The sequence below is a fragment of the Chryseobacterium turcicum genome, assembly GCF_021010565.1.
In the GTDB taxonomy this organism is placed as follows: Bacteria; Bacteroidota; Bacteroidia; order Flavobacteriales; family Weeksellaceae; genus Chryseobacterium; species Chryseobacterium turcicum.
The window spans coordinates 768,991-788,449 of record NZ_JAJNAY010000001.1 but is presented as its reverse complement, the minus strand read 5'-3'; the positions used below and the strand labels follow the sequence as shown (position 1 = coordinate 788,449).

The 19,459-nt window shown below is 34.4% G+C and carries 18 protein-coding genes and 5 tRNA genes; 3 read left to right on the top strand and 20 right to left on the bottom strand.

All coding sequences use genetic code 11. The annotated features are described in order from the left end of the window. Positions 1-52 precede the first annotated feature (52 nt). The 5 genes from LO744_RS03745 to rplK all read right to left on the bottom strand — a co-directional run bounded on the left by LO744_RS03745 (position 53) and on the right by rplK (position 3,200). Positions 53-742 carry a hypothetical protein gene (locus LO744_RS03745; protein ID WP_230667239.1) on the bottom strand — a complete coding sequence of 230 codons (690 nt, stop codon included), beginning with the start codon at positions 740-742 and terminating at the stop codon, positions 53-55. A 289-nt stretch (positions 743-1,031) separates the two neighbouring features. Further along, a complete protein-coding gene (gene rplL / locus LO744_RS03740) occupies positions 1,032-1,397 on the bottom strand; it encodes a 50S ribosomal protein L7/L12 (protein WP_066678612.1) in 366 nt (121 codons plus the stop codon). A gap of 47 nt (positions 1,398-1,444) precedes the next feature. Then, on the bottom strand, positions 1,445-2,032 hold the full coding sequence (rplJ, locus tag LO744_RS03735) for a 50S ribosomal protein L10 (RefSeq protein ID WP_230667238.1): 588 nt from the start codon (positions 2,030-2,032) through the stop codon (positions 1,445-1,447). Between the two features lie 17 nt (positions 2,033-2,049). Next, complete coding sequence (gene rplA / locus LO744_RS03730; RefSeq protein ID WP_230667237.1) at positions 2,050-2,742, bottom strand: 50S ribosomal protein L1; 693 nt, start codon at positions 2,740-2,742, stop codon at positions 2,050-2,052. Between the two features lie 11 nt (positions 2,743-2,753). Continuing rightward, a complete protein-coding gene (rplK, locus tag LO744_RS03725) occupies positions 2,754-3,200 on the bottom strand; it encodes a 50S ribosomal protein L11 (protein WP_230667236.1) in 447 nt (148 codons plus the stop codon). A gap of 529 nt (positions 3,201-3,729) precedes the next feature. On the opposite strand from rplK, the gene LO744_RS03720 reads away from it, so the two are divergent. Together LO744_RS03720 and LO744_RS03715 are read left to right on the top strand one after the other, a co-directional pair. Further along, positions 3,730-4,083 (top strand): ISAon1 family transposase N-terminal region protein, encoded by a 354-nt coding sequence (locus LO744_RS03720; protein WP_230667235.1) that lies wholly within the window; start codon positions 3,730-3,732, stop codon positions 4,081-4,083. Between the two features lie 4 nt (positions 4,084-4,087). Continuing rightward, complete coding sequence (locus tag LO744_RS03715) at positions 4,088-5,056, top strand: ISAon1 family transposase (protein WP_230667234.1); 969 nt, start codon at positions 4,088-4,090, stop codon at positions 5,054-5,056. Positions 5,057-5,238: 182 nt separating this feature from the next. Here the strand turns inward: LO744_RS03715 and nusG are convergent, their stop codons facing one another. The 4 genes from nusG to tuf all read right to left on the bottom strand — a co-directional run bounded on the left by nusG (position 5,239) and on the right by tuf (position 7,356). Then, positions 5,239-5,781 carry a transcription termination/antitermination protein NusG gene (nusG, locus tag LO744_RS03710; protein WP_230667233.1) on the bottom strand — a complete coding sequence of 181 codons (543 nt, stop codon included), beginning with the start codon at positions 5,779-5,781 and terminating at the stop codon, positions 5,239-5,241. An 18-nt stretch (positions 5,782-5,799) separates the two neighbouring features. Further along, positions 5,800-6,006 (bottom strand): preprotein translocase subunit SecE, encoded by a 207-nt coding sequence (gene secE / locus LO744_RS03705; protein WP_079466818.1) that lies wholly within the window; start codon positions 6,004-6,006, stop codon positions 5,800-5,802. A 12-nt stretch (positions 6,007-6,018) separates the two neighbouring features. Then, a tRNA-Trp gene (locus LO744_RS03700) sits at positions 6,019-6,089 on the bottom strand. Between the two features lie 52 nt (positions 6,090-6,141). Next, on the bottom strand, positions 6,142-7,356 hold the full coding sequence (tuf, locus tag LO744_RS03695) for an elongation factor Tu (protein ID WP_076452082.1): 1,215 nt from the start codon (positions 7,354-7,356) through the stop codon (positions 6,142-6,144). Positions 7,357-7,604: 248 nt separating this feature from the next. On the opposite strand from tuf, the gene LO744_RS03690 reads away from it, so the two are divergent. After that, positions 7,605-9,107 (top strand): DUF4394 domain-containing protein, encoded by a 1,503-nt coding sequence (locus LO744_RS03690; protein WP_230667232.1) that lies wholly within the window; start codon positions 7,605-7,607, stop codon positions 9,105-9,107. A gap of 92 nt (positions 9,108-9,199) precedes the next feature. Here the strand turns inward: LO744_RS03690 and LO744_RS03685 are convergent, their stop codons facing one another. From LO744_RS03685 to LO744_RS03635, 11 genes are all read right to left on the bottom strand, one after another. Further along, the gene (locus tag LO744_RS03685) at positions 9,200-12,301 is read right to left on the bottom strand and encodes an efflux RND transporter permease subunit (RefSeq protein WP_230667231.1); all 3,102 of its coding nucleotides are present in this window, start codon (positions 12,299-12,301) and stop codon (positions 9,200-9,202) included. A gap of 203 nt (positions 12,302-12,504) precedes the next feature. Then, positions 12,505-13,587 (bottom strand): efflux RND transporter periplasmic adaptor subunit, encoded by a 1,083-nt coding sequence (locus LO744_RS03680; RefSeq protein ID WP_230667230.1) that lies wholly within the window; start codon positions 13,585-13,587, stop codon positions 12,505-12,507. 7 nt (positions 13,588-13,594) lie between these two features. Then, positions 13,595-14,836: a TolC family protein gene (locus LO744_RS03675; RefSeq protein WP_230667229.1), complete on the bottom strand. Its 1,242-nt coding sequence runs from the start codon at positions 14,834-14,836 to the stop codon at positions 13,595-13,597. Positions 14,837-15,282: 446 nt separating this feature from the next. Further along, entirely contained in the window at positions 15,283-16,647 is a 1,365-nt protein-coding gene (locus LO744_RS03670) for a sensor histidine kinase (RefSeq protein ID WP_230667228.1), read from the bottom strand. A gap of 42 nt (positions 16,648-16,689) precedes the next feature. Next, complete coding sequence (locus tag LO744_RS03665) at positions 16,690-17,370, bottom strand: response regulator transcription factor (RefSeq protein WP_230667227.1); 681 nt, start codon at positions 17,368-17,370, stop codon at positions 16,690-16,692. 280 nt (positions 17,371-17,650) lie between these two features. Next, positions 17,651-17,722, bottom strand: a tRNA-Thr gene (locus tag LO744_RS03660). Positions 17,723-17,762: 40 nt separating this feature from the next. Next, positions 17,763-17,835, bottom strand: a tRNA-Gly gene (locus LO744_RS03655). Between the two features lie 86 nt (positions 17,836-17,921). Then, a tRNA-Tyr gene (locus LO744_RS03650) sits at positions 17,922-18,002 on the bottom strand. A 20-nt stretch (positions 18,003-18,022) separates the two neighbouring features. Continuing rightward, positions 18,023-18,096, bottom strand: a tRNA-Thr gene (locus tag LO744_RS03645). 107 nt (positions 18,097-18,203) lie between these two features. After that, positions 18,204-18,494 (bottom strand): HPF/RaiA family ribosome-associated protein, encoded by a 291-nt coding sequence (locus tag LO744_RS03640; protein ID WP_191181427.1) that lies wholly within the window; start codon positions 18,492-18,494, stop codon positions 18,204-18,206. Beyond that, complete coding sequence (locus LO744_RS03635) at positions 18,491-19,378, bottom strand: tyrosine-type recombinase/integrase (RefSeq protein ID WP_230667226.1); 888 nt, start codon at positions 19,376-19,378, stop codon at positions 18,491-18,493. Before LO744_RS03635 ends, LO744_RS03640 begins: the two co-directional genes overlap by 4 nt. Positions 19,379-19,459 lie beyond the last annotated feature (81 nt).

Genomic DNA, 19,459 nt, shown 5'->3' with positions numbered 1-19,459 from the left:
TGGTGATTGATAAATTTTTGTATAAAAGACCTTAATTAGCCTTTATAAGAATTTATACTAAAACTGGAGGTGGCCTTACAGAAAAGACATGAGTAAAACAGTAATCTAAAGATTTACTGTTATAATAAATATATTCTTGCTTGTGTAAAAAATCTAAAGCACACTTTATGACATATTGATTCTGTGAAGCATGTATTTTAGAAAAATGATGATGATTATAGCTTGGTGCTACATAATCTCGATTAGTATGTGTGGCAGAAGTAAACTCTTGAGAGGTAGGGAAACGCAGATTTTCAGACTTAAAAGGATTTATTCTTTTTTTATAATCGGCAATTTCTTTTTTTATCTTTTTTAAAGTTTCCTTATTTTTATTTTCTAAAGCTATTTTTACATCATTTCTAAACGTCTTTTTGAGAGTTTCAGCTTCTGGAATTTTATTCAGTCTTCCCGTAAGAATCTGCGCATTACTATGTATTTCTGATGTAGAAACATCGGCATTCTTAATGGTAATTTTGTCTGAATTAATTTGCTGATTGAAACTTGCATCGGTAGAAAAAATCGTAGCCCCTTGTTTAAGTATAATAGTGGCTTGAGGAGCACTTGTCTCAATCTCAACTTGCGCGTATGCATTACTGCAGAAAAAAGAAAATATAAATGTAACATAAATGCAAAAACGATGTAAACTTAAGTTTAAGTTTACTTCATTTACATTAATATTGATATTGCGTAAAATTTTACCCAATTATAATTATTTATGTGGCAAAATTAAGCAATTAATTCAATATCAGAGTATTCTTTAAATGTTAAATACTCAAATTTAACATTTTGTAATCAATTGATTAATATATAAAACTCTCGATGATAAAAAGATTTAAAATTTTATGACAAAATATGAAATAGTAGGATTAAAAAAACATTATTCAGAAATACTGAAGCACATCTGTTTTTAAGGGAACTTAATTTTAAATATGATGCATAAAAAAAGCAACTACAAAAAATGTAGTTGCTCTTATATGTTTGAAAGTAAATGATTACTTCAATTCTACTTCAGCACCAGCTTCTTCTAATTGCTTCTTAAGAGCTTCAGCTTCGTCTTTAGAGATACCTTCTTTGATAGCAGAAGGAGCTCCGTCTACGATGTCTTTAGCTTCTTTAAGACCTGCACCAGTTAAATCTTTTACTAATTTAACGATAGCCAATTTAGAAGCACCTGCAGACTTAAGAATTACGTCGAATTCAGTCTTTTCTTCAGCAGCTTCAGCACCAGGACCAGCCATAACAACTGCAGCAGCAGCAGGCTCGATTCCGTACTCGTCTTTAAGGATAGTTGCTAATTCGTTTACGTCTTTTACTGTTAAGTTTACTAGCGTTTCAGCTAAATTTTTTAAATCTGACATTGTTGTAATGTTTTTGTTGATTATTGATTGATTTTTTGAGAGTCTAATTATTCTGCAGCTGGAGCTTCTCCTTCTGCAGCAGCTTCTGGAGTTTCAGTAGCTGGAGTTTCTTCCACAGCAGGTGCAGCAACTTCTTCAGTTGTAGCTTCTGCAGTTTCAGATTGGTTTTGAAGAGCAGAAATAACTCTTTGGATTGGAGACTGAAGTAATCCGATGATTTCACCGATCATTTCTTCTCTAGACTTAATGCTTACTAAAGCATCAAGGTTGTTGTCACCAACATAGAAAGTTTCTTGTACGAAAGCTGATTTTAAAGCCGGCTTCTCTTCTTTTTTTCTAAAGTCTTTGATTAATTTTGCTGGAGCGTTAGCTGTTTCAGCAATCATTAATGCAGAGTTACCTTTGAAAGTTTGGAACATTTCAGAGTAATCTACTCCTTCGATTTGTTCCATTGCTTTTTGCAAAAGTGTATTTTTTACAACTTTCACTTTGATGTTTTGCTTGAAAGCCTGTCTTCTGAAGTCAGATGCTTTACCAGCATTCAATCCTTCAAGATCTGCAACATATACTACTTTAGCATCCTGAAGCAAGTCTTTGATCTCTTGTATCGCTACAACTTTTTGGTCTTTTGTCATTGTCTTAGGATTTAGTATTAGTTTACAGATTTAGTATCGATTGCAATACCAGGGCTCATTGTAGAAGACAAATAAATGCTTTTTACATAAACACCTTTAGCAGCAGTAGGCTTCATTTTAACCAAAGTAGAGATCAATTCCTGAGCATTTTCTCTGATTTTAGCAGCATCGAAAGATACTTTACCAATACCAGCATGGATAATACCGTATTTGTCTACTTTAAAGTCAATTTTACCAGCTTTCACTTCAGTTACTGCTTTACCAATTTCCATAGTAACAGTACCTGATTTAGGGTTAGGCATCAAACCTCTTGGTCCTAATACTCTACCTAAAGGTCCTAATTTACCCATAACAGCTGGCATAGTAACGATAACGTCAACATCCGTCCAACCTTCTTTTATTTTTTGTAAATATTCATCAAGACCTACATAATCAGCACCAGCTTCTCTAGCTTCAGCTTCTTTATCTGGAGTTACTAAAGCCAAAACTTTAACATCTTTACCAGTACCGTGAGGAAGAGATACTACACCTCTTACCATTTGGTTTGCTTTTCTTGGATCTACACCCAATCTTACAGCGATATCTACAGAAGCATCAAACTTTGCAGTGTTCACCTCTTTTACAAGAGCAGAACCTTCTTCAAGGTTATAGATTCTTCCTTTTTCTACTTTGCTTAAAGCTTCCTTTTGCTTTTTAGTCAATTTTGCCATTTCTCTAAGTATTAAGCGTTAAAAGTTGGTTTAGTTCCTGTTACTCTTAATCCCATAGATCTAGCAGTACCTGCAACCATAGAAACTGCAGAATCCATTGTAAAGCAGTTAAGGTCAGTCATCTTGTCTTCAGCGATCTTTTGAACCTGAGTCCAAGATACAGCACCTACTTTGTTTCTGTTTGGTTCTCCAGAACCACTCTTGATTTTAGCTGCATCCATTAACTGGATTGCTGCAGGAGGAGTTTTAATTACGAATTCAAAAGATTTGTCTTCGTACACTGTAATTACTACAGGTAAAACTTGTCCTGGCTTATCTTGAGTTCTTCCGTTAAATTGCTTACAAAACTCCATGATGTTCACCCCTGCAGAACCCAAAGCTGGACCTACTGGTGGAGATGGGTTTGCTGCTCCTCCTTTTACTTGGAGCTTAACCATTTTAAAGACTTTTTTAGCCATTTTTTGTTTTTTAAATTTGAATAATTAATGAGTTTGGAAGCATTTATTATTCAGCAGGTTACCGCACTCACATAAAGTAAACCTACTTTTCGGACTGCAAAATTATGAAATATTTTTGAATTACCAAATACTTAACTCATTAAAATTCAGAAATAAAAAAATAATATTTCAAAATTTCTAATTTTTTGAATTCTACTAAATCTAAGATTACATAAAGAAATTATGTGGAAGCATTTAAATCATCAACAATGCAACAATATCTATTAATTCTCATTGTTATCCGATTAAAACAATAAACAAATTGACAAACTCAATGTTAATAAGATAAATCGATAGATCGCTCCTCTGGAGCTTTGTTTTGGATAATTTCATTTTTTCTATTAACAGAAAATCCCGATGGAATTAATAAAGCTCCATTAGGAGCAAACTCTTGATAGAAAATAATGTTTTTTTTTCATTAAAGCTCCAGAGAAGCAAGGGATCAATGCCAAAACCTGGGGAGAAAAATAAAAATACTTAATTTTGGGGTATGATTAACGATGCCGGGCTACTCAAATTATTATTACCAGAATATTTAATCGAGCACTTCGATATTATAAATTTTGAAGAAGAAAACAAAATTTTACATCTTTATTTCGAAGAGAAAAGTACGATTCCAAAAGAGTTTTCTTCTTTAACATTGTATTCCAAAGGTTTTTTAGAAGAAATTACGGTGGATGATTTTCCGCTTCGTGGCAAAACCGTAAAACTCCACATCAAACGAAGAAGGTGGACAGACACGAAAACGGGGAATATTCTCCAAAGAGATTGGACTCTTATTGCCCAAGGAACACGCATGACACAAGATTTTGCAGAGTTCTTAAAAAAAATCTGCCGATGCTAAAGCCTTGTCCTGCAAAACCATTGGAGAGCTTTACGGTGTGGAGGGCAGAAAATTTCAAAGACAGTACAAACATTCCCTCAGCGATTTTAAAAATTGGGAGCAAAAACCGCACGCCGAAGACTGGATTTTGCATCCTCAAAATATTTCAGAGCAGCTCTCTCTGGATGAAGTTGCCCTTTCTGATGGCGAACTCTATACCGTTCTCACCTCAAAAAAGGGAAAGGGTAGAAAAGGCTCAATTGTAGCCATTATCAGAGGAATACAGAGTGAAACAGTAATTGAACATCTTTGTAAAATCAACAGAAAATTAAGAATAAAAGTAACGGAAATTACTTTAGATATGGCTGGGTCTATGAAACTTATTGCCAAAAAATGTTTTCCTAATGCAACACCGGTTATCGATCGCTTCCATGTTCAGAAACTCGCCACAGAAGCCCTTCAGGAAATAAGGATTAAGCATCGCTGGCAGGCCATTGAGCAAGAAAATAACTTGCTCACGGAAGCGAAACAAAAGAAGCGAAAACCTATAATTAAAGTTTTTGAAAACGATGACACCCGAAAGCAACTTTTAGCAAGAAGCAGATACCTGCTTTATAAAACTAGAGAAAAGTGGACTTTATCACAAAAACAAAGAGCAAAAATCCTATTTAAGGAGTATCCCGATTTAGAAAAGGCGTACAATTTATCAGATGGGCTCAGGAAAATTTATAATCAGAACATTCAAAAATCTGTCGCTATGTTAAAGTTAGTCCATTGGTTTAGAGAAGTGGAAGAATCTGGATTTAAATCCTTTAATACCTTAACAAAAACTATTATGCATAACTACAACGGCATTCTCAATTATTTTAACCAGCGAAGCACAAATGCTTCAGCAGAATCTTTCAATGCCAAAATAAAAAACTTCAGGTTACAACTTCGAGGTGTACGAGATAAAGCATTTTTCCTATTCAGATTATCAAAACTTTTTGCCTAGTCCCCAGGTTTTGGCATTGATCCGAAGCAAGCTGTTAATTGTATTTCTAATTTTTACCGGACAACAATGATTAATTTTAAAATATATTCAGAATAATGAATTAATTGTTTGTGAGTTGAAAATATTAAACAAAAAAATACCGTTCAAAATTTGAACGGTATTTATATTTATAAAAGTATGAATTATACTTTTTCTACTTGCATATAGCTCAGCTCCATTGGAGTTTTTCTTCCGAAAATCAAAACTGATACTTCTACTTTCTTCTTATCTTCAAGAATTTTTTCTACTGTACCGTTGAATCCGTTGAAAGGACCATCTACTACTTTTACATTCTCTCCAACAATGAATGGAATTTCTGCATCAGAAGCAAATTCTGAAAGCTCATCCATTCTACCTAACATTCTGTTAACCTCGGATTTTCTCATTGGTACAGGATCTCCTCCTTTGGTTAAACTTAAGAAAGAAATTACACCTGGAATATTCTTTATAACGTGAGGAATCTCTCCCATCAGCTCTGCTTCCACCATTAGGTAACCTGGATAGTAAGGTCTTTCTTTAGGAACTTTTTTTCCGTTTCTAAGCTGAATTACCTTTTCCATAGGAATTACCACTTGAGTAACATACTGTTCAAACCCTAAACGTTTGATTTCTGTCTCAATATAGTTTTTCACTTTATTTTCCTGTCCGCTGATTGCTTTCAGCACATACCATTTCAATTCGCTCATTATGGAAAATAGTTTTTATTAGTTGAAGCTGTTAATTAGTATCCCTAAGATATTGCTGATTGATTTTGAAAACAATTCATCAACACCAAAAGTAAATAATGCTAAAATGACAGTAGCAACAGTAACTACGATTGTAGAAGACTGTAAGTCTGACCATTTTGGCCATTCAACTTTATGTCTGAATTCGTTATAAGAACCTTTTAAAAAATCGATAAATGAACTCATAATTTATATTTGCACGGGCACAAGGATTCGAACCCTGATCAACGGTGTTGGAGACCGGTATCCTACCATTGGACGATGCCCGTAGATTAAAAGTTCCGTAAGTTTCCTTACGGAACTTTAATTATTTTAAGATGATTAGTCTAAGATTTCAGTAACCTGACCTGAACCAACTGTTCTACCTCCTTCTCTGATCGCAAATCTAAGACCTACGTTAAGAGCGATTGGCTGTAACAATTCTACAGTGATCTCTAAGTTATCACCAGGCATTACCATTTCTACACCTTCTGGTAAGAAGATTTCACCCGTAACGTCTGTAGTTCTTACATAGAACTGAGGACGGTATTTGTTGTGGAATGGAGTGTGACGTCCACCTTCTTCTTTAGAAAGGATATAAACAGAAGCTTTGAATTTCTTGTGAGGCTTCACAGAGTCTTTCTTAGCGATAACCATACCTCTCTTGATGTCAGTTTTTTCAATACCTCTCAACAATAAACCTACGTTATCTCCAGCTTCACCTCTATCAAGGATTTTTCTGAACATCTCAACTCCTGTAATAGTAGAAGTTAATTTTTCTTCACCCATACCGATGATATCTACAGGATCTCCTGTGTTGATAATACCAGCTTCGATTCTACCAGTTGCAACAGTACCTCTACCTGTAATAGAGAATACGTCTTCGATTGGCATCAAGAATGGCTTATCAGTATCTCTTGGTGGTTGCTCGATCCATTCGTCAACAGCATCCATCAATTGCTCAACAGATTTGAACCATTGGTCATCTGTCTTAGCACCTCCTTCAGCAGTAGCAGCTGTAAGAGCACCTAATGCAGAACCTTGAATTACTGGAGAGTTATCTCCGTCGAATTCGTAAGTAGACAATAAGTCTCTTAATTCCATTTCAACAAGCTCTAACAATTCAGCATCGTCTACCATGTCAACTTTGTTCATGAAAACAACGATTCTAGGTACGTTTACCTGACGACAAAGAAGGATATGCTCTCTAGTTTGAGGCATTGGTCCATCTGTAGCAGCACATACAACGATAGCACCATCCATCTGAGCAGCACCCGTTACCATGTTCTTTACGTAATCCGCGTGACCTGGACAGTCAACGTGAGCGTAATGTCTTTTTTCAGTTTCGTATTCAATGTGAGCAGTATTAATAGTAATACCTCTTTCTTTCTCTTCAGGAGCAGAGTCAATAGCAGAGAAATCTTTCTTCTCAGCAAGACCTTTGCTCGCTAATACAGCAGAAATAGCTGCAGTAAGTGTAGTTTTACCATGGTCAACGTGACCAATAGTACCAATGTTCAAGTGTGGTTTGTTACGATTAAACGTTTCCTTTGCCATGATTTAAATTATTTATTTTATTGTTTATCCAAATTTTCGGTGTGCAAATATAATGAATTTTTATATACCAAAATCTTTTTATCCAAAAAATTTTATAATTAAACCCACAAACTAGCAAACCTCATCTATTTCTGTAAAACAGAGTTGCAAATTTAAACAAAAAAATGGATTAAAAAAAAGTGTTTGTAAAAATCCGCAGTTAATTTTCTTTCGTAAATGATATCAGAAATCATTTAAAATAAATTATTATGAAAAAACTATTAAACTTCTGCATGGCTACATTTGCCCTTGTCTCGATATTATCATGTGATAATGAAGATGTTAACATAACACCCGAAGTACCAATCCCAGCTCCCAATCTCATGGTATTTGCTTTAACAGAAAATAATCAACTCGTATCTTTTAATACTAATAATTCTTCTTCATTCACTAATATAAAGCCAATAACAGGATTATCGACGGGAGAAAAACTACTAAGTTTAGATTTTAGACCGGTAACCGGAGAATTATATGCTGTATCTAACGCAAGCAAATTTTATATCATTAATACTTCTACTGCTTCTACCAGAGCGCTAAGCACAACCGCTTTTTCACCTTTAATTTCCGGAACCGTTGCATCTATTGATTTTAATCCCACTGTAGACAGAATCAGATTAGTGACCAATACAGGGCAAAATCTTCGTTTACATCCTGAAACAGGTGCTATTGCAGCCGTTGACACCAATATTGCCACCACTTCTTCTATTATGGGAATTGCGTACACCAACAGTGTTTCGGGAGCAACATCTACCACTTTATACGATCTTGATGCTACTTCAGGAAAATTATTTAAACAAGACCCGCCTAATAATGGTACTTTGGCAGAAGTAGGAAGTTTGGGGATAACTTTTACAGGACAAGCAGCATTTGACATCAATCCTGATAATACTTTAGCAGTAATGGCAGCTACAACGGGTACCCAAAACAGTTTATACACTATAAATTTAACCAACGGAAAAGCAACAAACCTTGGAAATCTTTCACAAAAAATTATAGATTTAGCCATTCCTACCAATCCTGTTGCTTATGCAGTGGACAACACCAATTCATTACAAATATTTAACCCTAATAATCCACAACCTGTAACAAAAGCAATCACAGGGCTTCAATCTGGAGAAAATATTTTAGGAATAGACTTCAGACCTTTAAATGGGCAGCTTTACGCATTAGGAAGTTCAAGTAGAATTTATACCATTAATTTAGGAAACGGTGCCGCAACTCCAGTGGGGTCGCAATTCCCTACGCTATTGGCAGGTACAGAATTTGGTTTTGATTTTAATCCTACTGTGGATAAAATAAGAGTAGTAAGCAATACCGGACAAAATTTAAGACTAGACCCTATAACCGGAGGAATCACAGCAACAGACGGCGTAATTAATCCAGGGACACCTACTTTAGGCGCAGCGGCATATACCAACAATTTTGCGGGTGCCACTACAACTTCACTTTTTGTGATTGATTATACTACCGACAAATTATATTTACAAAATCCGCCTAACAATGGAACTTTGATGGAGCTGGGATCTTTAGGTATCAATATCGATGGTGCAAATGGTTTCGATATAGGAAGTACAAGCCAAAAGGCTTATTTGGTGGCTACTACAGCTGGAACTACAAAAATATACACTGTAAATACAACCAACGGTTCTACCACGCCACTTGCCAATTATCCTAATTCGGTAAGAGGATTTACAATAGGACTTGGTTTCTAGAATATATATTTAACATCATTTTAATATTAAAGAAGCGCTGAAAAATTAATTTTTCAGCGCTTCAAACTATATAATGTAAATGAAAGATAATTTTAAATAATTTCTTCTGTTCTCTTCGTTCTATTAAAAATCCAGAAAATAATTGGGAAAATTAATAAAGTAAGAATTGTAGCTGTAATTAATCCTCCGATAATGACAATGGCTAAAGGTTTTTGAGATTCAGAACCAATTCCTGTTGATAAAGCTGCAGGTAATAGCCCAATCGATGCCATTAAAGCCGTCATAATTACCGGTCTTGTTCTAGATTTTACTCCATTAAAAACAGCTTCGTCCAATTTGAGGCCATCTTTGATATTTTGATGGAACTCTGTAATTAAAATAACTCCGTTTTGGATGCAGATTCCCAGTAAAGCAATCATTCCCACTCCGGCAGAAATTCCGAAATTCATCTTGGTGACATGCAATGCGATAATTCCTCCAATTAGAGCAAAAGGTACATTCGCCAAAACCAAAAGAGAGTCTTTCATATTTCCAAACAGAATAAACAAAAGGAAAAATATCCCCAAAATACTAATCGGTACTACTTCTGTTAAACGTGCCGTTGCTCGCTGTTGGTTTTCAAACTGACCGGTCCAGCCTACTTTATAGCCTTCAGGAAGATTTATTTTTGCCACTTCTTTTTGGGCATCAGCAATCGTTCCTCCTAAATCTCGGTCACGAATTGAAAATTTAATTCCAATATAACGTTTGATATCATCACGATAAATAAATGCAGCACCATTATTTTTCTCAATATTTCCTATTTCTTTCAGTGGAATCATCGTTCCGTCTTGCGTAGGAATCATCAGAGAGGCAATGTCATTTTCATCTTTTCTGAATTCGTGAGAATATCTTAAACGAATCGGAAATTTTCTTTCTCCATCATACATTTCTGAAGCTGTTTTTCCACCGAAAGCCATCTCCAAAACAGTTTGCGCATCTTCAGGCATTACACCATAAGCTGCCATTTTATTTCTGTCCCAAACGACATTTACTTCCGGCTGACCGATATTTTTAATAATTCCGGCATCTCTTACTCCATCCACATCTTTTATTGATTTTAAAACTTTATCTGCCAATTCATCTAAGGTCTGAAGATTGTCACCATAAATTTTAATTCCATTCTCAGCTTTAAAACCAGCAACTGCTTCAGCTACGTTATCCGAAATCGGTTGAGAATAATTAAATGTTATTCCCTGATAATTCCTGAGTTTTTTGTCTATTTCTTCTGTTAGTTGTTCGTAATTAATCTTGCGTTTCCATTCGGCTTTTGGTTTTAGATTAACTGCAAACTGTACAAATCCAAATCCGTTGGGATCGGTTCCATCGTTACTTCGCCCTGTTTGAGCCAAAACATCAGTCACTTCAGGAACACTCATAATATCTTTCTTTAAAATATCGGCAGTTTTCAAAGATTCTTTTAAAGATGAGCTCATCGGCATTTCTGCGGTTATCCAAAGTGAGCCTTCATTTAATTGAGGTAAAAATTCAGTTCCTAAAAATTTCCCTGAAAATAAAGTTACAGCTACAAATGAAATAGAAATAATTAAACTTAATCTCTTATTTTTAAATGTAAAACTGAAACCTTTTAATACAATTCTGTCCCAGAAATTCACAAATGGATTGTTTTTCTCTCTTACATTTTTATTTAAAAGCAAATGCGTTAACACCGGAACTAAAGTCAATGTAAAAATTAAAGCACCCAACAATGCAAAGCCAAGGGTAAATGCTAAAGGTGAAAACATTTTACCTTCCACTTTCTGGAATGAGAAAATCGGGATTAATGAAGTGATGATAATTAATTTTGAAAAGAAAATAGCTTTTCCTAAGCCCGTTCCTGTTTGTTTTATCCAGCCGGCTTTTGCCAATTTATTGAATCTTTCATTACCATATTTTTTGGCTTTATGGTCGAGCATTACAAAAATCCCTTCGACCATGACGACGGCTCCATCAATGATAATCCCGAAATCTACCGCTCCCAATGATAATAAATTGGCACTCATTCCCGCTATTTTTAAACATAAAAACGCAAAAAGCAATGACAAAGGAATGATGATAGACACAATCAAGGTCGTTCGCCAATCTGCCATAAAAATTAAGACAATCACCGTAACGAGGATGATTCCTTCCAATAAATTATGCATCACGGTTTCTGTGGTAAAATCCATCAGATTATCACGGTCGTAGAAAGTGACCATTTTTACATCTTTGGGAAGTATTTTTTCGTTAAGCTCTTTAATTTTAGCTTTCACCCCTACTAAAACTTCACGTGGGTTTTCACCTTTCCTCATCACGACAATTCCTTCTACGGTATCATCCTGATTGTTTAATCCTGCCTGTCCTACTCTCGGTCGTGAGCTTTCGTGAACTTCAGCAACATATTTTACCAAAATAGGATTTCCATTGTCATTATGAATCGTAATATTGCCGATATCTTCTATCGACTGTACCAAACCAATTCCTCGTACCACATAGGCTTGTCCGTTTTTTTCAATAACATCACCTCCTACATTCAGATTACTCTTTGTCACCGCTTCATAAACCTGAAGTGGTGTTAAATTGTATTTATCTAATGCTCTCGGGTCGATACTCAGTTCAAAAACTTTATCCTGTCCACCAAAAACATTGATGTCTGCAACGCCTGGAACACCACGCAGTGCTCTGTCAATAACCCAATTTTGTAAGGTCAACAGCTCACGAGAATCTTTTTTCTTGCTTTCAAGAGTATATCTGAAAATTTCACCTGTCGGTCCGTAAGGAGGTTGTACTTCAGGGTCAATTCCTTCGGGAAGGCTTATATTTCTAAGCTGATTGTTGACCATATTTCGAGCAAACATATCATCTACACCGTCATCGAAAAGAATTTTAACAATAGACAGCCCAAACATGGTGGTGCTTCTCACACTTGTTTTTTTCTGAACCGGGCTCATTGCCAATTCAATAGGGGTCGTTACAAAACGTTCCACTTCTTCGGCACTTCTACCATCCCATTGGGTAATAATTACGATTTGGGTATTGGTAACATCAGGAAAAGCCTCAATGGGCATGTTTTTGAAACTTACAAATCCTGCAACAGCCAAAATCGCTACCCAAATAAAGGTAAATGCTTTATTTTTAAGTGAAAATGAGATTATATTTTTTATGAATTTATTCATGTGAATAGATGTTAGATATTAGATTTTTAGGTTTTAGCCTAATCACTAATGTTTAATGGTATCTAAATAATTTTAAAACCATTAAGAAAATGAAACTGTAAGCGTAAATAAGAAACATCTCATGATGTCTGAATTGAAAGGTTAAGTAATCGGTCATTCTTAATCGACTTACTGCTTCAAAAAATCTTAATGGTTTAGATGAATTAATTTTTTAGAGAGCGATAAATTAATAACTGATTATTGGTAATTACATTTTCACCTTCTTTAAGACCTTCAGAAATATAGGCTACCTCTCCAAGTTGTTTTAAAACCTGAATTTCTTTAATCTTCACATCCGTTCTCGATTTAAAAACGACTACATAGCTTCTGTCATCATCAAAAATCATCGCTTTTGAAGGAATAGACAGAGCCATTTTGTTTTCAGATTTCGAAACTTTTATCGTCGCCTTGCTATCAGGAATCAATAATCCATTGGAGTTGTCAAGCACTACTCTTGCTTGCATTGCATTGGTTTCGGGGTCGATAATTTTAAATATTTTATCAATTTTTCCGTTAAAAACTTTATCCGGATAAGACAATGTAGAAACCTGAGCCGGCATTCCAAGACTTATTTTATCAATATCCGCTTCATTAATATTCATAATTGCCCAAACATTGGTGGTATTGGCAACATCAAAAATATTTTCACTTCGATCGCTTCTCAGCTGCATATCTTTATTAATATCTTTATGCACTATATACCCGCTAATTGGCGCCAAAACACTATAAATATTCCCATTTTTAACATTATAAACTGTACTCACTGCAGAAGCTCTCTGCATTTGGTCTTGTGCTTTCTGAACCTGACTTTTAGCCTCTAAAACGTCTCTTTCGGTATTCAGTTTTCCTTCATACATTTCTTTGGCAACACGTAGATTATTTTGGGCAACCAGCAAATCTGTTCTTGCATCACTTACATCTTTTTGTACTTCTGCCAATTCGGTACTTCTAATCGTTGCTAAAACCTGACCTTTTCTCACATAATCTCCCAGTTCTACATTTACACTCATTACATTTCCTCCGACTAACGGAAAAACATCGATGTAGGAATTTCTGTCAGCAGAAATTTTGCCGTAAAAACTGTAAGAATCTTCTATATTTCTATTCTCAACTTTCGCCGTTGAAATTGATTCAAGCATGGTGTTGCTCAACTCAAAACCTTTTGGTTCGGGAGTTTTTGGAGCTTCAGGTTTTGAACACGACCATAAAAGCAAAGCCGAAAACAAGGGTATAATTATTTTTTTCATTGTATTGTTAATAGAAGATTTTGGTTTGTACTAATTGATTAAGCTGAATGGCAGATTCCATTAAACCATTTTTCATATCATAAATCTGCAATGCAGTTTGGCGATAGCTTTCCATAAAATCGGTAAATTCAATCAGACTGACATTTCCATTTCTGAAATTTTTAAGGATACCGTCATACACCAAATCAAGATTGTTTAAGTCGGTAGATTTTATTTCAGCCAACTGGTCATATTGGGTTTTCCAGATTTGAAAAGCCGACTGCACTTTGGTTTCTAAATTGAGTTTTTGATATTCTGCGTTTTTCTGATTCTGCTTAATTGCATAATTGGCTTTCTCTACATTTCCTTTATTACTCTTCCATAATGGAATCGGAATTCCTACTTTTAAGTTAATTTCATTATTAAAAGTTCCGGAAGCTTGGTCGTATTCTGCACCGACATTCAAATCAGGAACATTTAAAGATTGTTGCCACTGCGCATACAATTTGGAATTATCAATCAGTTTTAAAATGAATAAATAATCAGCGTTGTTTTCGAGCGCTTTTCTTTTCAGTTCTTCATTATCCCCGAAAGGTTGTGCCGTCAAAACCTGTTTAGCCTCCTCGTCAGAAATCTGAGGCTCGATATCTTCTGTAATTCCGGTAAGCACTTTAAGATTTTGCTCAAATTCCAAAAGATTTTTATTGATGCCTACTTTATCATTGTTGAGTTGAATAACGATACTTTGAAGTCTCACTTCATCTTTCAGCGAAACATTTCCTTTTGCAGACTGTACTTTATACGCCTTCAGAAGGTCATTCATATATCCCAATTGCTTGTTGGTATTTTCAAGCTTTAAATTTTCGTAGTAAAGATTGTAGTAATTGGTGTGAAGCTGAGTTCGTAACTCTACCAAAAGTTGGGAAAACTGCAACTGTGCAAGCTCTTTATTAGATTTTGCAAAAGCGATTTCATTTTTCTTTTTGCCGCCCATATAAATAAGCTGGGTTACTTCGAAGCCTTTGGCTCTTCCAGCATCTAAAATCCTTTTGTCTTGGGGATTGTAAGCGTTGATATAACCACTCATCTGTGGAAGTTCCCAGATTTTCGCCTGCAAGATATCTGCATCTGCCATGTTGATGCTGTATTGCTCGGCAAGAAGTTGAAGATTGTTTTGCTGAAAGGCATTTTCGCACTCCAAAAGCGACATTTGCTGCTGCGCTGAAATGACTGAAGAAATAATCACGAGCAGTCCTGCAATTTTGTTCATTCTCTCTATTTTGATGACAAAAATGCGGTTGCTCGATTAAAACGAACTTAAAGGAGGCTTAAAAAAAAATTAAATTTGGATTTTAGAAAAAAATAAAACGTTTTTTGAACCATTAAGGAGATTTAAGAAGTTAAGTTTTATTAAGAAAAATCAAATAGATTTTAAAATGACAAGTACTTAAAGCAAAGCTCAGCTTAATATTCTTAACTCAGTAAGTCTTCTTAATGGTTTAGAGAATGTTTAAATTTAAATGAAAATAATTTATCTCGCAGATTTTGCTGATTTAGCAGATTGATTCCTCTGTTTTTAATCTGCTAAATCTGTACGATCTGCGAGAATTATATAAAAAATGATTGAAAAAAAATCAAAAGCCAATCTTGCAGAATTTATATTAATAAAATTTAAACAGTCTCTTATAATTTTCCCACAGATTTTATTTTAAAATTTTATTTATTGAAAATCACGCTAAACTTATTCATATTTTCAGCAGGGGAATTGTAATTGATTTTAGCATTATGATATTCTAAAATTCTTTTAGCAATACGAAGCCCTAAACCAGAGCCTGAAATATTCTGAGAATTATTTCCGCGCATAAACGCTTCAAAAAGTTTTGGCAGCTCTTCTTCAGAAATCGTATTACCTTGAGAAAGTACATCAACTGTTAAATGATTTTCATTTTCGGTTATAAGAATTTTCACATCAGCATTATCAGAATAGACTGCTGCATTTTTCAGTAAATTAATAAATACAATATCTAAAAGCGACTGCACTCCGTTAATGGTAAGAAAAGCATTTTCCTGAGTTTCTTCGGAAATAAGAAAATCCATTTTAAGATGGGGATAACTTTTCTGTACACGGTCGAAAGATTCAAAAATGACTTCATCAATTCTTACCTCTTCATAAATACTCTGAATATTTTCTTTATCAAATTTTGTAAGAAGCAATAAAGAATTCGTAAGGTCAGACAATTGATATACATCTTTCAGCATCTGTTTTAAAGCAGAAAGAGTTTCAGGAGAATGTTGCTCGAGTTTAATTAAATTTTCCAACTGAAAAGCCATTCTTGTAATCGGTGTCCTGATTTCGTGGGATGCACTTGCCGTAAAATCTTTCTGTGACTGAAAAACGTCATTCAATCTCGAAATCATTGTATTAAATGAATTTGCCAAAATACTTATTTCGTCATTCGACTGCTCTACCGGAATTTGTGTGGTAAGTTTATGAGCAGTGACTTCAGAAATTTCTTTATTTAAATCTTCCAAAGGCTGAAGAAATTTACCCATAAAATAATAACTAAAAAAACCAATCAGTAAGGTGCAGGTAATAAAAGCGGTAATTAAAAGATATTTCAAATACTCCAACTTCGATTTCCCGTTGGTATCGTATGCACTGGTGAGAATGTAGTAATTTTCTCCGTTGATGTTTTTTAAAGCAGCATACACTTCCGGTACAACATCTTCGTTGTAGATGTCTTTTTTCTTATCGAGCTCAACAAGAAGTTCTTTATTCCATGTTACTTTTTGGTCTTTAATGGTGCTGTATATTAGCTCTTTTTGACCATTAAAAATTAAAATGGTTTCATTGAGAAGGAAGTTATCTGAATTTTCATTAAAAAAAATAGGCGCTTCGTTCTCAAAATTTTTAGATTTTGAAATAAAGTTGGTGGTAAACCCTAATCGCCTTACAAATCGGTCTTTAAACTCTTCCCTACGGAAATCATTAAACGAAAGATAAATAATGATTAAAACAACCCCAAAAAGCAGGGAAAACGAAACACTTAGCGTAAGCGCAATCTTTCTTTTTAAAGACATCTAAATAGTTATTGGTTTTTGGTTGTCGATTTTTAGTTTTGTTTACAAAGGATTTAAATAGTAACCGAAACCCGATCTGGTATGAATCAACTTTACTTTATATTCTTTGTCAATTTTTTTTCTTAGAAAATTGATATAAACTTCTACTGTATTGGTATTGGTATTAAAATTATGTTCCCATACATTCTCAGTAATTTGTTGCTTAGAAACCGTCCTACCCTGCGCTTCCGCAAGATAAACGAGAAGCTGAAACTCTTTTAAAGTCAACGCAATTTCGTTTCCTGCTCTAAAAACCTTTTGCTCCGTTTTATTGATAATTAAATCATCAATTCTTATAATATCTAAATCTATATTGTCTGCAGGAACCTTTCGTCTTAAAAGAGAGTTCATGCGAAGTAATAATTCTTCAAACTGAAAAGGTTTCACCAAATAATCATCAGCCAATCTTGTAAAAGCATCTTTCTTATCTGAAATATCGCCGTAAGCGGAAATAATGATAATCGGTGTATTTTTATCGAAAGAACGAATGGTTTGGCAAACATCAAGCCCATTTACTTTTGGTACATTAATGTCTAAAAGATACAAATCATAGCTGTTATTCTTTATTTGACGGAGAAAAGTTTCACCATCATAAATTCGATCACAGGTAAAATGATTTGATTCTAAAAACTTACACAATTCTGCAGAGAGAATAAGGTCGTCTTCTAATAAGAGAATGTTCATCAAGAATATATTTATGACGAATTTAATGAAAATTTCAAGATTATCCGTTGAATTAAACGCTGTGGAAACATTAAAGTACAAGGATAAAAATATTTGAAATATCTAAAGTCTTATTTCTAAAGTCTTTTAATCTTTATATTATGATTGATTAAAATAATATTAAACTTTGATTTAAGCGAAACGAAAGCGTTTAATATATTTTGAAAATTAAGAATACGCAATGAGTTTTATAATAATGTGGAAGGCATAAAAAATCCCGAAGAAATCGGGATAAAAAGTGAGCCAACTACGGGACTTGAACCCGTGACCTCTTCCTTACCAAGGAAGCACTCTACCGCTGAGCTAAGTCGGCCTAAACAAAAAAATCACACTATAGAGTATGATTTTTTTTGAGCGAAAGACGAGGGTCGAACTCGCGACATTCAGCTTGGAAGGCTGACGCTCTACCAACTGAGCTACTTTCGCAATTTTGTTTCCAAAACTATTGGTTAACGGATGTAAATCTAAAGGAAAACCTTTATAACTTACAAGACTTTTTTTAATATAAAATGTGGGGAGAGCAGGATTCGAACCTGCGAAGCCGAAGCAACTGAGTTACAGTCAGTCCCATTTAGCCACTCTGGAATCTCCCCAGATATTTTATATTAAATTGAGCCTCCAGAGGGACTCGAACCCACGACCTGCTGATTACAAATCAGCTGCTCTAGCCAGCTGAGCTACGGAGGCAAAATTAAAAAGATTTCAAAAGATCGATGTTCTTTTTTGCGATTGCAAATATAGAACAGATTTTTTGAAATCTCAAACTTTTTATCAAAGTTTTTTTACTTTTTTTTCTAAGCCAGCTCTTTTTTCTTGATTAACAGTTTCTTAGCCGCATCAACACAAAGATCTAAACTTTCTTCAAAACTCGAAGATGTCTTTTTTACTACAATATCATCACCTGGAACGACCAAAATCAATTCGGTGGTTTTATTTGTTTTATCGGCATTGTTTTCAACTTTCAAAAAAACTTTACATTCTTGAATTTTGTCATAAAACGTACCTAGTTTACTTACTTTTTTGTCTACATGTGACTCTAGTGGTTCGTGTGGAGTTAAGCCGATTGCTTGTACTGAAATCTTCATAATTCTTCTTTTTTAATTGCTCTTGGATGAGCTTGATTAAACACTTTTTTCAACTGTTCAATATTGGCATTAGTGTACACTTGTGTGCTTGCAAGACTTGAATGGCCCAATATTTTTTTAACTTTTGATATCTCTGCCCCATTATCTAAAACATGCGTCGCGAAGCTGTGCCTTAAAATGTGAGGACTTCTTTTTTGTTTAGAAGTTATAAGACTAAGGTACTTATTAACTACTACATAGACAAATTTTTCTGTAAGTTTTTTTCCCTTTTTATTGATAAAAAAATAAGACTTAAATTCCTCTAATGGTTTTCGTGTCTTACTATAGTCTTTAAGCATTAAACTCAAATTTTCAGAAATCGGTATATACCTTTCCTTATTCCCTTTTCCTAAGATTTTCAGTTCATTTTCTTCTAAGTTTACCCGTTCAAATATTAAGCCACAAAGTTCAGATTTCCTAATTCCTGTTTGATATAAGATTTCGACAATAGATTTTTGAAGCAAATCTTCCACATTAGAAAAAACTTCATCCTGCAGAACCTCCATTTCATCCTGAGAGATGGGAATTTGCTTTTCGGGATAAAATTTTAATGATGATATGCTTTCAACTGGAGAAACTTCAATTTCGCCCAACCTTAGAAGGAATAAATAAAAACTACGAAGCGTAGAAAGCTTTCGATTAACCGTTCTTTTAGAAATGCCACTTTCACTAAGCTCGACAACAAAATTTCTTATAATTTTTTTATCAGCTTTAAGAAGATCTTCTGAAGATTCGGTTTTAAGATAAAAAGAGTAAAAATCGTCAAGATCACGACGATAACTTATAATGGTATGAGGCGAATACCTTTTTTCAAACTGTAAATAATCTAAAAATTTATCTCGCATTTTGGTAAGTATAAAAACAAAAAATCACTTCTCAAATATAACTATTTAAGAAGTGATTTAGTATGTGTTTAAGAAAATTTC

Bases quoted from the DNA above. Each gene is read 5' to 3' on its own strand.
- rplL (WP_066678612.1), bottom strand. From the start codon at position 1,397: ATGTCAGATTTAAAAAATTTAGCTGAAACGCTAGTAAACTTAACAGTA.
- rplJ (WP_230667238.1), bottom strand. From the start codon at position 2,032: ATGACAAAAGACCAAAAAGTTGTAGCGATACAAGAGATCAAAGACTTG.
- rplA (WP_230667237.1), bottom strand. From the start codon at position 2,742: ATGGCAAAATTGACTAAAAAGCAAAAGGAAGCTTTAAGCAAAGTAGAA.
- rplK (WP_230667236.1), bottom strand. From the start codon at position 3,200: ATGGCTAAAAAAGTCTTTAAAATGGTTAAGCTCCAAGTAAAAGGAGGA.
- LO744_RS03720 (WP_230667235.1), top strand. From the start codon at position 3,730: ATGATTAACGATGCCGGGCTACTCAAATTATTATTACCAGAATATTTA.
- nusG (WP_230667233.1), bottom strand. From the start codon at position 5,781: ATGAGCGAATTGAAATGGTATGTGCTGAAAGCAATCAGCGGACAGGAA.
- secE (WP_079466818.1), bottom strand. From the start codon at position 6,006: ATGAGTTCATTTATCGATTTTTTAAAAGGTTCTTATAACGAATTCAGA.
- tuf (WP_076452082.1), bottom strand. From the start codon at position 7,356: ATGGCAAAGGAAACGTTTAATCGTAACAAACCACACTTGAACATTGGT.
- LO744_RS03690 (WP_230667232.1), top strand. From the start codon at position 7,605: ATGAAAAAACTATTAAACTTCTGCATGGCTACATTTGCCCTTGTCTCG.
- LO744_RS03685 (WP_230667231.1), bottom strand. From the start codon at position 12,301: ATGAATAAATTCATAAAAAATATAATCTCATTTTCACTTAAAAATAAA.
- LO744_RS03680 (WP_230667230.1), bottom strand. From the start codon at position 13,587: ATGAAAAAAATAATTATACCCTTGTTTTCGGCTTTGCTTTTATGGTCG.
- LO744_RS03675 (WP_230667229.1), bottom strand. From the start codon at position 14,836: ATGAACAAAATTGCAGGACTGCTCGTGATTATTTCTTCAGTCATTTCA.
- LO744_RS03670 (WP_230667228.1), bottom strand. From the start codon at position 16,647: ATGTCTTTAAAAAGAAAGATTGCGCTTACGCTAAGTGTTTCGTTTTCC.
- LO744_RS03665 (WP_230667227.1), bottom strand. From the start codon at position 17,370: ATGAACATTCTCTTATTAGAAGACGACCTTATTCTCTCTGCAGAATTG.
- LO744_RS03640 (WP_191181427.1), bottom strand. From the start codon at position 18,494: ATGAAGATTTCAGTACAAGCAATCGGCTTAACTCCACACGAACCACTA.
- LO744_RS03635 (WP_230667226.1), bottom strand. From the start codon at position 19,378: ATGCGAGATAAATTTTTAGATTATTTACAGTTTGAAAAAAGGTATTCG.